We start from the raw sequence: 13,614 nt of genomic DNA, 5'->3' as shown, positions 1-13,614 counted from the left end.
GTTATGCGCTCCTCATTTCAGCCGCAGCGGTCTGGACCGCCTTGATGATCTTGTCGTAGCCGGTACAGCGGCACAGGTTGCCGGCCAGCCAATAGCGGACCTCGGTGTCGGTCGGGTCAGGATTCTTTTCGAGCAGGGCCTTCGCCGCCACCAGAATACCCGGCGTGCAGACGCCACATTGCAGGGCGGCTTCTTCAAGGAACACGCGCTGCAAAGGGTGTAATTCCTCACCATTCGCCATGCCTTCGATGGTTTCAATCTCAGCACCTTGGGTTTCGACGCCCAGCACCAGACAGGAACAGACCACCCGCCCGTTCAGCATCACACTACAGGCACCGCAATCACCGGTTCCGCAGCCTTCCTTCGAGCCTGTCATGCCCAGCCTATCGCGCAGCACGTCCAGCAGGCTTTCATCGGCGTGGCACAGAAACTCTGTGCTATCGCCGTTGATCGTTGTCTCGACTGGGATCGTTTTCATGCCTGACCTCCGGCGCGGGAATACGCGATATGTGCGGCGCGCTTGGCCAGAACGCCTGCGGTTTTGGTGCGGAACTCAATAGTGCCGCGCTTGTCAGTGATCGGGTTGCAAGCGGCCTCAACCGCGCTGACAAGACCAGCGATTTCGGCGTCGTCCAGTTTTGACCCAACCAAGGTATCGCCTGCTTCCTTCACAAGCAAAACGGTGGGGGCGACTGCACCGACAGCAACATGCGCATCAGTGACAACACCATCGCCATCCAACGCCAAACTCACCGCAGCGGATGACACCGCAATGTCCATTTCAGTACGCGGAATGAAGCGCAGGTAAGCATCGGACGCATTATCAGGGCGGGCAGGCAGGAAGATCGACGTTATAAATTCGCCCTTCGCCAGTGAATTCTTGCCCGGTCCAGTTGGAATATTGACCACTGGCACATCACGCACGCCATCTGGCCCTTGCACACGGGCCACGGCCCCTGCCGTGACCATCGCTGGCACACTATCCCCCGCAGGCGATCCGGTGCACAGGTTGCCTGCCATCGTCGCGCGGCTTTGCACCTGAGATGAGCCGATCAACTCAACCCCTTCTACCACACCCGGCCACATCGCTTTCAATGCCGCATCTTCGCCCATCTCGGCCCCGCAGACAGCGGCACCCACACGGAACCCGCCATCTTCGGCCACGATATCGCGCATGCCGGGCAGATGCTTGAGGTCAACCATCAGGTCAGGTTCAACCATCTCGGCTTTCAACTGAACTAGCACATCCGTACCGCCCGCCAAAATGCGTGCGATGCCGTCTTCGTTGCGCAATAGGGTTGCTGCCGCCTCAAAGCTCTCGGGCTTAACGTATCTCATCGGGTGTTCCCATGTCTTGGTAGGGGGGTGCGGATCACATCGGGCCGCTTTCCTTGATATTGTGTCGCGAGTCCCCCAAAGGGTCAAACCCATTCGCGGCATGCCAACGCAGATTTTCGCCACACCCACTGGTATCGCAGGGATAGCCGCGCTACCACTTTGCCATGACATTGAACCTGCCCAACATACTGACCATCCTGCGTCTGGCCGCAGCGCCCGGCGTTGTGGTGATGTTTTTATACTTTGCCCGGCCTTGGGCGGATTGGTTTGCCTTGGTGCTGTTCGTCGTCGCGGCGCTGACCGATTTCCTTGATGGCTATCTGGCCCGCGCATGGAAACAGGAAAGCAAACTAGGCGCGATGCTGGATCCGATTGCTGACAAGGCAATGGTGATTATCGCGCTGGTCGTGATCACCGGCTTTTCCGGTATGAATCCGTGGATATTACTGCCTGCGACTGTGATCATCTTTCGCGAGGTCTTTGTCTCAGGCTTGCGTGAATTCTTGGGCGATACGGCGGGTACGTTGAAGGTGACGAACCTTGCCAAATGGAAAACAACGGCGCAGATGGTCGCGATTTCCATGCTGTTTGCGACGGGTGCGTTTGAGCATTATTTTGGGATGCAATCGCTGGCCATGACCCAAGAAATGGTAACCGAGGCGATTGAACGCACTGGCCCTGATGAGTTGGGCCTGTGGTGGAAATATCAGGGGATGATGATTAGCTGGTGGGGTGGCATCATCATGCTTTGGCTGGCTGCTGTCCTGACGCTGGTCACTGGGTGGGACTATTTCAACAAATCGCGCCCCTATCTCAGGGATACAAACGCATGAATGTTGTTTATTTCGCTTGGGTCCGTGAACGGATCGGTCTGCCACAAGAGACGGTCGAAACAGACGCGGCTACAGTCAAAGACCTTATTTCCGAACTAAGCGCCCGCGAGGACCGCTATGCCGCAGCATTCGCGGATACTTCTGCGCTGCGGGTGGCGCTTGATCAAGAGCTAGCGGATTTTGACGCCCCTTTGAACGGCGTGCGCGAAGTTGCCTTCTTCCCACCCATGACAGGCGGCTGATGACAGTCCGCGTTCAGTCAGACCCTTTTGACGCCGGTGCAGAGCTGAACAGCTTTGCCCAAGACCGCACTGATATCGGCGCAGTCGTCAGCTTTACCGGCGTTGTGCGCGACACCAAAGGCGACCTGCAAGAAATGCTGATCGAACATTACCCCGGCATGACCCAAAGCGCGATTACCAAGATCGCGGACGAGGCTGTGCAGCGTTGGGCGCTGGCAGATGTGCTTGTCATCCACCGCTACGGCCCGCTGAAACCCGGTGAGCCCATTATGATGGTCGCCACCGTATCTGCACACCGGGCCGCGTCGTTTGAGGCGGCAGATTTTCTGATGGATTACCTTAAATCCCGCGCACCGTTTTGGAAGAAAGAAGTGACCGCAGAGGGTGCGGCGTGGGTCGATGCCAAAGACACTGATGAAGACGCGCTTAAGCGCTGGTAGGCCAGACGTCTTTGGGATCACGCGCGAGGGCCGCACATGGGTCGTGGCGATGGCAGGTTGTCAGGTGGTTATTTATCAGCCCTGTCGCCTCCATAAACGCATAGACAATCGTGGGACCACAGAACTTGAAACCCGCTTTTTTCAGATCCTTGGAGATTTGGGCCGTCATCGGCGATTGGGTGGGGATCAACGACCGATCAGCATGGATGGTGCGCAATGGAACGCCATCAACGTAGTTCCATAGGAAACGGTCAAATCCCTCGCGTGCCTCAATCTCTTGCCAGGCGCGGGCATTGCCAATTGTCGCTTCGATCTTGCCACGATGCCGGATGATGCCAGCGTCACCCAGCAGACGTTCAATATCCTTTTCCGTCCATTCCGCGATCACGTTGGGGTCGAACCCTTCAAACGCCGCGCGAAAGTTTTCGCGCTTTTTGAGGATGGTGATCCATGACAGCCCCGCCTGAAACCCATCTAGGATCAACTTTTCCCAAAGGGTTCGGCTGTCATACTCCGGCACGCCCCATTCGGTATCGTGATAATCGATATAAATCTGCTCAGGTCCGGCCCAGCCACATCTTTCCGTCATCGCTCTGTCCTTAACCGGTTGTTAGCGCAGTCGCGCGCATATTCACCGCGTTAGTATGGAGTGCAGATATGCAAAACACCACGCTCAGCCGTGCCCAACAGGAAGAGCAGGCGCTGGTTGATCCGTTGATCTATGCCATGGCCAGCCGCGATGCAGATGTGCCGCGGCTTGTGCGCAACGCGTTGTCGGGCGGGCGGGGGCAATTGGCCTTTCATCCGGTGGTAACGGCTGATGCAGAAAACCTTGTGGCCTTCCATGAAGGGTTGATGCGTTTGTCTGACGAAGAGGGGCGATTGATCCCGGCGGCCCATTTCATGCCGCAAGTAGAAGAAACCGATCTTGGACGGGAAATTGATTGCCTGTCGTTGGAACTGGCGCTGCATGAATTGCGCAGAAATCCCAGTCTGCGGCTGTCAGTTAACCTGTCGGCACGATCCATCGGCGATGGGGAGTGGCGGCGCACGCTGGACCGGGGGTTGATGGACAAAGGGAACTTAGGGGACCGGCTGATTTTTGAGATCAGTGAAACATCGGCCATGATGCTGCATGAAAATGTAATCCGCTTCATGAGCGAGATGCAACCAAAGGGGGTCGGTTTTGCATTGGATGGGTTTGGTGCAGGACTGATCGCGTTCCGGCATCTGAAATCCTTCTTTTTCGATCTGGTGAAAATCGACAAAAGCTTTGTCCGTGGCATCGACCGTGACCCCGATAACCAGGTCTTGGCCGAAGCGTTGATCAACGTCGCCCACCAATTCGAAATGTTTGCCGTCGCCGACGGGGTGGAAACCGCAGGAGAGGCTGCATTTTTGCAAGAACTTGGCGTGGACTGCCTGCAAGGATATCACTTCGGGGTGCCTCGGTTAGAGCTTTGAGCGGGGTTGCACCGCGCGCATAAGGGCTTTGATTTGCCCTACGTCAACTTTGCGCATACCCAGCGCGCCAAACGGCAAATGGGGATTGTCTTGCACCTGATACGTGTAAATGGCACCCTTTGGGCCAATTAGAAACCTGAAGGGAACCACCTATGACCAACGTCGTTATCGCATCTGCCGCCCGCACAGCCGTAGGCAGTTTTGGCGGATCATTCGCAAACACACCTGCCCACGATCTGGGGGCCGCCGTTCTGCAAGCCGTTGTTGAACGTGCCGGTGTAGATAAATCCGAAGTAAGCGAAACGATCCTTGGTCAGGTTTTGACAGCCGCGCAAGGGCAAAACCCGGCGCGTCAGGCGCACATCAACGCAGGGCTGCCGCAAGAGTCGGCGGCTTGGGGCATTAACCAAGTTTGCGGGTCCGGCCTGCGTGCCGTTGCACTTGGCGCACAGCACATTCAACTGGGTGACGCAACTATCATCGCCGCTGGCGGCCAAGAAAACATGACACTTTCCACCCACGCTGCACACCTGCGTGCAGGTCAGAAAATGGGCGATATGAAGTATATCGACACAATGATCCGCGATGGTTTGTGGGATGCTTTCAACAACTATCATATGGGTCAAACTGCTGAAAACGTGGCAGAAAAATTCCAGATCACACGTGACATGCAGGATGAATTTGCAGTCGCGTCGCAGAACAAAGCCGAAGCGGCACAGAAGGCCGGTAAATTCGACGACGAAATCGCAGCCTACACCGTAAAGACCCGCAAGGGCGACATCATCGTCGATAAAGACGAATACATCCGCCACGGCGCAACCATGGAAGCGATGCAAAAACTGCGCCCCGCCTTTACGAAAGACGGGTCCGTCACAGCCGCCAACGCATCTGGCCTGAACGATGGTGCCGCCGCGACATTGCTGATGTCCGCGGATGAAGCAGAAAAGCGCGGGATTGAACCTTTGGCGCGCATCGCATCCTACGCCACAGCTGGCCTCGACCCATCCATCATGGGTGTCGGCCCGATCTATGCATCGCAAAAGGCGCTGGACAAAGCAGGCTGGTCTGTCGGTGATTTGGATCTTGTTGAGGCCAACGAAGCTTTTGCCGCGCAAGCCTGTGCCGTGAACAAGGAAATGGGTTGGGACCCGGAAATTGTGAACGTCAACGGCGGTGCCATCGCGATTGGCCACCCCATTGGTGCGTCCGGTTGTCGTGTTTTGAATACGTTGCTGTTTGAAATGAAACGGCGCGACGCCAAAAAAGGCCTGGCCACGTTGTGCATTGGCGGTGGCATGGGTGTGGCGCTTTGCGTTGAGCGCCCCTAACCGTCTATGAAATAATGTTGCGCCTGATGTGGCGCAACGATAACAAGATTACGTAAAAAAATATCTGGAGGAGAAACTCATGTCCCGTGTTGCACTTGTAACAGGCGGCTCGCGCGGTATTGGCGCAGCTATTTCTACGGCTCTTAAAGACGCAGGTTGCAATGTTGCTGCCACCTACGCTGGCAATGATGAAAAGGCCGCAGCCTTTACCGCCGAGACAGGCATCAAGACCTACAAATGGGACGTGGGTAACTACGACGCTTGCAAAGACGGCATCGCCCAGATCGAAGCAGACCTTGGCCCGGTTGAAATCCTTGTGAATAACGCCGGCATCACCCGCGATGCGCCGTTCCATAAAATGACGCCGCAGCAATGGCACGAATGCATCGACACCAATCTGAACGGCGTCTTCAACATGACGCATAACGTTTGGGGCGGTATGCGTGAACGTAAATTTGGGCGCATTGTCACGATCTCTTCCATCAACGGTCAGAAGGGGCAATTCGCCCAAGCCAATTATGCCGCGACCAAAGCGGGCGACATCGGCTTTACCAAGTCGCTGGCCCAGGAAGGCGCGCGCGCTGGCATCACGGTGAACATCGTGGCCCCCGGTTACATCAACACCGAAATGATGAGCACGATCCCGGAAAAGGTCATGAACGAAGTGATCCTGCCGCAAATTCCAGTGGGCCGCCTTGGCGAAGCGTCTGAGATCGCGCGCGCTGTCTGCTTCCTCGCGTCCGACGATGCAGGGTTTGTCACAGGGTCCACCTTGTCGGCAAACGGCGGCCAATATTTGGCCTAAGCCAAGCAAAACAAAAAATAAGGGCCACGCTGATCGGGAGTGGCCCGTTTTCGTTCGGCGACACATGTCGCCGGAGCGAAACTCTTAACGGCGGCGTGTGAACCAACGCACTGCGTTACGTAGTGCCAATGCACGTTCGTGGTGCGCGCGTTGGATACCTTCACGGATGCGGGGGCTTGTTGTTGTCTCGTACATGCTGCGTTCCTTCGCGTGTGTCTATGTTTGTCTTGATGCCTCTATTATGTGTATTACGCAGCCTTTCGACAAACGAGACTTTCTATTGCTTCAGTTAAGCTTTATTAAACTGAACTATGTCAGATAGATTGCCTCCACTCACGGCACTTCGCGCATTCGAAGCCGCCGCGCGCCATATGTCATTTGCCAAAGCAGCAGATGAATTGAACGTCACACCCGCTGCATTATCCTATCAAATAAAGGCTTTAGAGGCAAATTTAGGACAACCCGTCTTCCGCCGCCTCAATCGCGCGGTAGAGTTGACTGAGGCGGGACGCTGCCTTGCGCCGGGTGCAACAGACGCCTTCACAACACTATCATCCGCGTGGCGTAGTACAAAAAGGTTAACTGATAGTGGCGTGCTTACTGTCACAGCAGGGCCTGCCTTTACGTCAAAGTGGTTGGCCCCGCGCATGTATGATTTTGCGCAGGCCCACGAAGATATCGATCTGCGATTTTCAGCAACATTGCGGATCGTCGATTTCAATCGCGATGAGGTGGATGTTGCGATCCGCTTTGGCTTGGGTGGGGATGAAAGTGTGTATTCGCGGCCCATCTTTGACGAATGGATGACGCCAATGATGAGCCCGCAATTGGCTAAAGAATACGACACACCCGCAAAGCTTGCGCAAGCGACATTCATTCATGACGATTCGATCAATTTCCTCAAACTGCCTACCGGATGGGATGCGTGGCTGAAGGCCGCGAAGATTGAGGCAGATACGTCACATGGGCCACGGTTTTCGCAGGCGGACCACGCTATTGATGCGGCCGTTGCGGGCGCTGGTGTTGTCATGGGGCGTGCATCGCTGGTGGCACGCGCTTTGGAGGAAGGCCAATTGGTCGCGCCATTTGAAATTGGATTGATCTCTCAGGCGCACTACAGCTTTGTCTGCCCACTGGGCAATGAACGACGCCCGCATATTGCGGCTTTTGAGGCATGGGTTTTGAAAGAAATCCAAACCTCCAAACGCATCGCAGAGGGTCGAACGTTGATCAATGCCAGTGATTTGCTCTGACAGCGGATGCAGACATCAGCTGTCAGTGCGTCGTGTGAGTGGTTAGTGCGTGCTCAGGCGCGTAATTTCTTCCTTGAGCATCAACTTCTGCTTCTTAAGCTTCGCAATTTCAATGTCGTCGGCTGCAGGGCTTCGCTGCATCACTTCGACATTCTCGGAGAGGGTTTGGTGTTTTTTCTTCAGTTCCTGCAAATGCGAACTCAAGCTCATGGTCGTCCTCCTCTGGTTTGGTGTAAATTGATTGCACCACATCTGATCAGTTCTGTCACGCTGCACGGCAGCAATTCGATAGAATTTCAGCGTGTCAGGGATTCCTTGCCAATTCGTTAAGGCCAAATGGGTAATTCCGCGCCACTTCGCAAAGCTGCCAGGACTGCAGGGGTATAACTTTCCTGATCACCTTGGTGTGTGTCACCTGCGTGCATGATCAGCGTGGGTGCCATGCGAAACGGCGTTTTCCCCTCTTGGCGGGCTTGCAGCAAGAACAACTCAGGCGCCCGCCCGATCCGCCCGGCGATCGGCCTGACAATGAAAGAACCAAGCCGTCCTTGCAGTGCTGCCAAAACCTCTGGCAATCGCTCTATCCGTTGAATGACCGTCAAATATCCACGTGGCCCGACACGTCGCGCCCCAACCTCAAGCCAATCGCCCAAGGGGGTATCGCCGCCAAAGGCAATGTCTTTGCCAGCGTCATCAGACATCGTGCCAGCGCCCCTATCAAAATAGGGTGGATTCATAATCACGTGATCAAAGCGTTTCTGGCGCAGACCTGCAGGTAGGCTGCGCAGGTCGGCGGTGATCACCTCGAACGGTAAATCATTCGCGACCCCATTGCGCTGGGCGAGGGTACTGTAAACGTCTTGCACCTCAACCCCTGTGACATGCAAGCCAGGCACACGCGCCGCCAGGCAAAGTGACGCCACGCCAACGCCGCACCCAAGTTCCAATACAGTTTGCCCAGACTTGGCGGGAACGGACGCCGCTAGGATCACCGGATCAACACCTGCCCGATAGCCGCGGCGGGGCTGCCAGACTTTGATCTTGCCACCTAGAAAATCGTCTTGCGTCAGTTGCTCAGACACGGCCTAAATCAATCTCGCCATCGCGCATCACAGCCTCTGCCATGAACAAATCACGGTCCAAAACCATCAGCCGACGCGGCATAATGCCTATGCTGCCTTCCAGCACGCTCATGTTTACGTCAAAGGCGAACCAGTCTATACCCTCGCTGTCCAGCAGGGCGGTTGCAAAGGCAAGGACGGTTGGGTCGTTGGTGCGCAAAAGCTCTTTCATAACCAAGACCTAAGACGACGCGCAGGCGTTGTCTATTCACATGACGGAAACTTGCATGAGCCTTGATCACGCCGCCACCAAACCACACGAACAACTGGCCGCGGCACTGGCCGATGATCTGACAGCGGTGAACACGTTGATCCGCGAACGGATGGCGTCCGAACATGCGCCGCGCATCCCCGAAGTCACAGCACATCTGGTTGAGGCAGGCGGCAAGCGGTTGCGCCCAATGCTAACCTTGGCCGCGGCGCGGATGTGTGGCTATGACGGACCCTACCATGTGCATTTGGCCGCCACGGTCGAGTTTATTCACACGGCCACTTTGCTGCATGATGATGTTGTTGACGAAAGCAGCCAGCGCCGTGGGCGACCCACAGCAAACCTGTTGTGGGACAATACCTCGAGCGTTCTGGTTGGTGATTACCTTTTTGCGCGTTCATTCCAGTTGATGGTTGAAACGGGGTCACTACGGGTCCTTGATATTCTGGCCAACGCTGCGGCGACGATTGCCGAAGGCGAAGTTTTGCAACTCACTGCCGCCAGCGACCTTGCGACGACCGAAGACATCTATCTGCAAGTCGTGCGCGGTAAAACCGCCGCTCTGTTTTCCGCTGCGATGGAGGTCGGGGGTGAAATTGCAGATCAAGATGCTGCCACTAAACAAGCGCTCTTTGACTATGGCGATGCGCTAGGCATTTCGTTCCAGATCGTTGACGACCTGCTGGATTACGGCGGCACCAAAGCTACTGGCAAAAACGTCGGTGATGATTTTCGCGAGCGTAAGCTGACGTTGCCAGTGATCCGCGCAATCGCTGCCGCTGATGCGGGTGAACGGGACTTTTGGGTTCGGACTATTGGAAAAGGGCGACAGGAAGCGGGCGACCTTGATCATGCGATCGCACTGCTGGCAAAGCACGGGACAATGGAAGCAACCCGATTAGATGCTTTGGCATGGGCGGAAAAGGCCAAGTCAGCCTTGGATGCGATCCCGGATCATGCGCTGAAACAGATGCTGGTTGATCTGGCTGACTACGTCGTGGCGCGGATCACCTGAAGTGGTGCAACCTATCAGATCACGCACAGTAATAGCGGCCTGTTAACAACATCGGTTCGTTCTCTGATTGCGTCAGATTTGCTTGTCTGCTTGTGCAGACCTGATGCCAAAGATAACGCCTGATGAAATAGCAAAAAGAAGCAAGGGGAACGTGCGTGCATAGGGTCCCGAAAACATGCAGTACACTATCAAGGTCGTTATCACGCAAAACAGTGCTGAAACGTACGGATCATTAGGCTTGCGAAAAAACAAAAAGGCCATCACCCAAAACATTATTCCGAACAGTGCGACAATCGTTCCGATAAAGAAACCAAACCAAAGCCAGGAATCCAGCACGATATTATGCGCACTGCCGTGGGTGAAACCTTCCAGACTTTTATGAGGCAGATATCCATATCCCGTAAATGGACGCTCTAATATGTGAGCCAAAGTGGTCTGCCAGAGCTCGATACGCCCAGAGCTTATTGCGTCGATACCTTCTTGGCCCAGGTTTTGGCCAATTCTGGAAAACATGCCGTATGCGTGGTTCGGCAAGTGCAAAAAGTAAGAGACGGCACCGCCCACGACGATACAAAGCAGGACCAATGCAAGGCCTTTGTAATTCTTCGTTTGCGAAAGACCAAACACGATGGACAGGCTTACTACAAAGGCAACCACCCCGCCGCGTGATCCACTCCAAAATAGCGTCGTTGAACAGATGATGGCGCATATCAAAAAGATTGGGTTAATTCTGATTTCCTTGGATTGTGTCGAAAGGTAAGCAGCCAGCAATGAAAGACAACTTGTGGAAGCCCAACCCACAGCACGCGGATTTTCATAACCGTAAAGTATGCCGGTGGCAGTAGTAATTTTTTCGGCCACTTGGGCGTAGCGTTCAGGATCAATCTGCACAAGCAGCAGGGGCATCACCACCAAGACTGAAGCGCCAGCCAAAACATGAAAAACAAGTTTGGGTGAAATGATACCGTCCCTTATGGACACATAGAATAATACACCGACAAGAGTGGATCCCAGTACCGAGGTTAGGCCGAACATGGGGTAAAACAGGTCGCCAGCCAAATATAGTGTGATGGAAAAAGCGTAGATAAAGAATACCGCCATGCCCAACAGAAAGAGCTTTTCGCCACGCGATTTCAGAAAAAACAATGCTATGGCAACAAGAGGCATGGAGGCCAGAAGAAAGACAAATGCAGACAGTGTCACCGTCCAGTTTGCCGGCCGTTGTTCAATAGTAAAAAAATCAGCAACCGGAGAAACGAGCATGTTGACCGGTATGAACACCAAAACGATGAAACATAGTGTTTTCAACAGGCGTTGCGGGTCGAAGAGTGTTGTTTTTTGCATGATATGACGCGTAACTTCAAATGTGTGCTGACACCAAAGGTAAGTGTGCCACGATGATTGGTATACTCAAGCTTCCTTCTGCCGATGCACCACGCGGACCGGGCAGTGATAGACAGAACAAAAAAATCTGTGAGCAAAACATTGTTGTCATGTTGCAGACAAATGAGGACGGATTAAGGCAGGGATAGGTCATACCCCTGCCTGTTGTGTTACCTTCTCAAACAGATCAATTCGCGTTGGCGCGCACAGCTTCTTGTGCTGCCGCAACCAGCGCTGCGCCGTCATAGCCTTTGGCGTCCATTTCGCTAATCCAAGCTGCGGTCACATCCGCGCCCAGCGCTTTGATCCGGTTTGTCTCTGCCTCGGATAGTTGCGCAATCTCATTGCCATCCGCCGCCATCAGATCACGCCCAACAATGTCACCGGTATCATGCGCGCGCCCCGCCCACTGGCTTGCCATCATGCCAGCGTTGACATCAATGACCGCACGCAGATCGTCGGGCATGCCTTCATACACGTCCTTATTCATCGCCCAGATAAAATACAGGTTATAAAGCGCTTGATCACCGGCTACATCTGTATGACTGTCGGTCAATTCGTCCAGCTTGAGCGACGGCGACATTTCCCAAGTGATCACACCGCCATCCACAACGCCGCGGGACAGGGCCTCAGGAAATTGCGGAACAGGCATCCCGATTGGAGTAGCGCCGAGTTCCTCCAACAAAAGGGTCGTCGGGCGTGACGGCCCCCGCAGTTTCAGCCCTGCAAAATCCTCAATCGTCTCAACAGACGCGCCACGTTTGTGCACGATCCCCGGCCCATGCATATGGGCGGCGATGACATGCACATCGGCGAAATCATCCATAAGGTATTCTTGTGTGAATTCCCAGGCGGCGGCACTGGCTTCTTCACCCGATTTGGTGGTCATGAAAGGCAGTTCCATCGCCTCTGCCTTTGGAAAGCGGTTTGGCTGATAGCCGGGGATCACCCAGCCGCCATCAATCGCGCCATCGCGGATCAGATCGTATTGGTTCGGGGCAGAGCCGCCCAATTGCATAAAGGGATAAAGCTCAACCTTGATGCGGCCATCGGATTGTTTTTCGATGGCATCAGCCCAAGGCTGCATGAAATAGGTCGGATTCGCGCTGGCAGGAGACACAAAGTGCTGAAAGCGCAGCGTGACTTCCTGAGCGGTCAAGGTCGTTGCGGACAGGCCAAGTGCGGCCACCATAGCGGCAGTTTTCATCAGGTGCATAGCGTGCATCCTTTTCATCAGGTTTTCAGGGGAAAGGCGTCACCGCTAGCGACACAGGAAATATAGGATAGGGGGCGTTTAGTTGCAAGTCATTCGCAAGAGGGGAAATCGCGGGCGATTTTCCCCATTCAACCGTATGTTGGGTGAAAGGTCCCACCGGGCGAAAGCGTAAAGATCTCGCACCCGTCTGCCGTAATTCCGATGGAATGTTCAAACTGCGCCGACAGTGATTTGTCACGCGTCACAGCTGTCCAGTCATCGCCCAATACCTTCGTCTCAGGCCGGCCCAGATTGATCATCGGTTCAATCGTAAAGAACATGCCTTCTTCCAGCACAGCACCTGTGCCGGGGCGGCCATAGTGCAGTACATTGGGCGGCGCATGAAACACCCGGCCCAGCCCGTGCCCACAGAAATCGCGCACAACGGACATGCGATGACTTTCGGCATAAAGCTGGATCGCATGGCCGATATCGCCAAAGGTATTGCCGGGCTTTGCGGCCTCGATGCCCTTCATTAGGGCGTCATGGGTCACTTGGATCAAACGCTCTGCCTTGCGGGGCAGGTTGCCTGCGACATACATACGGCTGGTATCGCCGAACCAACCATCAACGATGACGGTGACGTCGATGTTCAGGATATCCCCATCCTTCAGCTTTTTATCACCGGGAATGCCGTGGCACACGACATGGTTTACCGAAATACAGCTGGCGTGCTGATAGCCTTTGTAGCCAATGGTGGCCGACACAGCACCCGCTTCATCAACCCATTGGGTGATCAGCCGGTCCAACTCACCGGTGGTTTGTCCAGGCACGACATGCTCTGCGATATTATCCAGAATTTGCGCAGCCAGCGCCCCCGCCTTTGCCATGCCAGCAAAGTCGTCCGCCTGATAAAGCCGGATACCATCTTTGGTCAGGTGCGCAGTATTCGTTTCCAACGGGTTAATTCCTTTTCACATGTTACA

At 54.8% G+C, this 13,614-nt stretch carries 17 protein-coding genes; 8 read left to right on the top strand and 9 right to left on the bottom strand.

Going from position 1 to position 13,614, the window contains the following annotated elements; all coding sequences use genetic code 11:
• Nucleotide 1 precedes the first annotated feature (1 nt).
• Together RCCS2_RS04220 and RCCS2_RS04215 are read right to left on the bottom strand one after the other, a co-directional pair.
• Complete coding sequence (locus RCCS2_RS04220; protein ID WP_008231649.1) at nucleotides 2–478, bottom strand: (2Fe-2S)-binding protein; 477 nt, start codon at nucleotides 476–478, stop codon at nucleotides 2–4.
• On the bottom strand, nucleotides 475–1,338 hold the full coding sequence (locus tag RCCS2_RS04215) for an FAD binding domain-containing protein (RefSeq protein WP_037293175.1): 864 nt from the start codon (nucleotides 1,336–1,338) through the stop codon (nucleotides 475–477). The genes RCCS2_RS04220 and RCCS2_RS04215 overlap by 4 nt, the downstream gene beginning before the upstream one ends.
• A gap of 164 nt (nucleotides 1,339–1,502) precedes the next feature.
• Here RCCS2_RS04215 and pgsA point away from each other — a divergent pair, with 164 nt between their 5' ends.
• Genes pgsA through RCCS2_RS04200 form a run of 3 tightly spaced genes read left to right on the top strand, consistent with a single transcriptional unit; the run spans nucleotide 1,503 to nucleotide 2,853 of the window.
• On the top strand, nucleotides 1,503–2,171 hold the full coding sequence (gene pgsA, locus RCCS2_RS04210; protein ID WP_008231646.1) for a CDP-diacylglycerol--glycerol-3-phosphate 3-phosphatidyltransferase: 669 nt from the start codon (nucleotides 1,503–1,505) through the stop codon (nucleotides 2,169–2,171).
• Complete coding sequence (gene moaD / locus RCCS2_RS04205) at nucleotides 2,168–2,413, top strand: molybdopterin converting factor subunit 1 (protein ID WP_008231645.1); 246 nt, start codon at nucleotides 2,168–2,170, stop codon at nucleotides 2,411–2,413. Before pgsA ends, moaD begins: the two co-directional genes overlap by 4 nt.
• Nucleotides 2,413–2,853, top strand: a complete 441-nt coding sequence (locus RCCS2_RS04200) for a molybdenum cofactor biosynthesis protein MoaE (RefSeq protein WP_008231644.1) — start codon at nucleotides 2,413–2,415, stop codon at nucleotides 2,851–2,853. The genes moaD and RCCS2_RS04200 overlap by 1 nt, the downstream gene beginning before the upstream one ends.
• Here the strand turns inward: RCCS2_RS04200 and RCCS2_RS04195 are convergent.
• A complete protein-coding gene (locus tag RCCS2_RS04195; protein ID WP_008231643.1) occupies nucleotides 2,840–3,442 on the bottom strand; it encodes a DNA-3-methyladenine glycosylase I in 603 nt (200 codons plus the stop codon). The genes RCCS2_RS04200 and RCCS2_RS04195 overlap by 14 nt on opposite strands.
• A 68-nt stretch (nucleotides 3,443–3,510) precedes the next feature.
• On the opposite strand from RCCS2_RS04195, the gene RCCS2_RS04190 reads away from it, so the two are divergent.
• The 4 genes from RCCS2_RS04190 (at nucleotide 3,511) to RCCS2_RS04175 (ending at nucleotide 7,703) form a co-directional block, all read left to right on the top strand.
• Entirely contained in the window at nucleotides 3,511–4,317 is an 807-nt protein-coding gene (locus RCCS2_RS04190) for an EAL domain-containing protein (protein ID WP_008231641.1), read from the top strand.
• A 152-nt stretch (nucleotides 4,318–4,469) separates the two neighbouring features.
• Nucleotides 4,470–5,645, top strand: a complete 1,176-nt coding sequence (locus tag RCCS2_RS04185) for an acetyl-CoA C-acetyltransferase (protein WP_008231639.1) — start codon at nucleotides 4,470–4,472, stop codon at nucleotides 5,643–5,645.
• A 79-nt stretch (nucleotides 5,646–5,724) separates the two neighbouring features.
• The gene (gene phbB, locus RCCS2_RS04180; protein WP_008231638.1) at nucleotides 5,725–6,450 is read left to right on the top strand and encodes an acetoacetyl-CoA reductase; all 726 of its coding nucleotides are present in this window, start codon (nucleotides 5,725–5,727) and stop codon (nucleotides 6,448–6,450) included.
• Nucleotides 6,451–6,761: 311 nt separating this feature from the next.
• A complete protein-coding gene (locus RCCS2_RS04175) occupies nucleotides 6,762–7,703 on the top strand; it encodes a transcriptional regulator GcvA (RefSeq protein ID WP_008231637.1) in 942 nt (313 codons plus the stop codon).
• Nucleotides 7,704–7,745: 42 nt separating this feature from the next.
• Here RCCS2_RS04175 and RCCS2_RS18105 read toward each other — a convergent pair whose 3' ends face one another.
• From RCCS2_RS18105 to RCCS2_RS04165, 3 genes are all read right to left on the bottom strand, one after another.
• The gene (locus RCCS2_RS18105; RefSeq protein ID WP_083791140.1) at nucleotides 7,746–7,913 is read right to left on the bottom strand and encodes a YdcH family protein; all 168 of its coding nucleotides are present in this window, start codon (nucleotides 7,911–7,913) and stop codon (nucleotides 7,746–7,748) included.
• Between the two features lie 116 nt (nucleotides 7,914–8,029).
• On the bottom strand, nucleotides 8,030–8,785 hold the full coding sequence (locus RCCS2_RS04170; RefSeq protein WP_008231635.1) for a tRNA1(Val) (adenine(37)-N6)-methyltransferase: 756 nt from the start codon (nucleotides 8,783–8,785) through the stop codon (nucleotides 8,030–8,032).
• Nucleotides 8,778–8,996: a putative signal transducing protein gene (locus RCCS2_RS04165; RefSeq protein WP_008231632.1), complete on the bottom strand. Its 219-nt coding sequence runs from the start codon at nucleotides 8,994–8,996 to the stop codon at nucleotides 8,778–8,780. The genes RCCS2_RS04170 and RCCS2_RS04165 overlap by 8 nt, the downstream gene beginning before the upstream one ends.
• A 55-nt stretch (nucleotides 8,997–9,051) precedes the next feature.
• Between RCCS2_RS04165 and RCCS2_RS04160 the strand changes: the two genes are divergently transcribed.
• Nucleotides 9,052–10,050, top strand: coding sequence for a polyprenyl synthetase family protein (locus RCCS2_RS04160; RefSeq protein WP_008231630.1), 999 nt, complete (start codon nucleotides 9,052–9,054; stop codon nucleotides 10,048–10,050).
• A gap of 72 nt (nucleotides 10,051–10,122) precedes the next feature.
• Here RCCS2_RS04160 and RCCS2_RS04155 read toward each other — a convergent pair whose 3' ends face one another.
• The 3 genes from RCCS2_RS04155 to map all read right to left on the bottom strand — a co-directional run bounded on the left by RCCS2_RS04155 (nucleotide 10,123) and on the right by map (nucleotide 13,587).
• Nucleotides 10,123–11,394, bottom strand: a complete 1,272-nt coding sequence (locus RCCS2_RS04155; protein ID WP_008231628.1) for an O-antigen ligase family protein — start codon at nucleotides 11,392–11,394, stop codon at nucleotides 10,123–10,125.
• Between the two features lie 226 nt (nucleotides 11,395–11,620).
• Nucleotides 11,621–12,658 (bottom strand): TRAP transporter substrate-binding protein, encoded by a 1,038-nt coding sequence (locus RCCS2_RS04150; protein WP_050770771.1) that lies wholly within the window; start codon nucleotides 12,656–12,658, stop codon nucleotides 11,621–11,623.
• A gap of 119 nt (nucleotides 12,659–12,777) precedes the next feature.
• Entirely contained in the window at nucleotides 12,778–13,587 is an 810-nt protein-coding gene (map, locus tag RCCS2_RS04145) for a type I methionyl aminopeptidase (protein ID WP_008231612.1), read from the bottom strand.
• Nucleotides 13,588–13,614: the final 27 nt, after the last annotated feature.

The sequence above is a fragment of the Roseobacter sp. CCS2 genome (assembly GCF_000169435.1).
In the GTDB taxonomy this organism is placed as follows: Bacteria; Pseudomonadota; Alphaproteobacteria; order Rhodobacterales; family Rhodobacteraceae; genus Yoonia.
The sequence above is the reverse complement of the archived record's forward strand: the minus strand, read 5'-3'. Positions and strand labels throughout refer to the sequence as shown.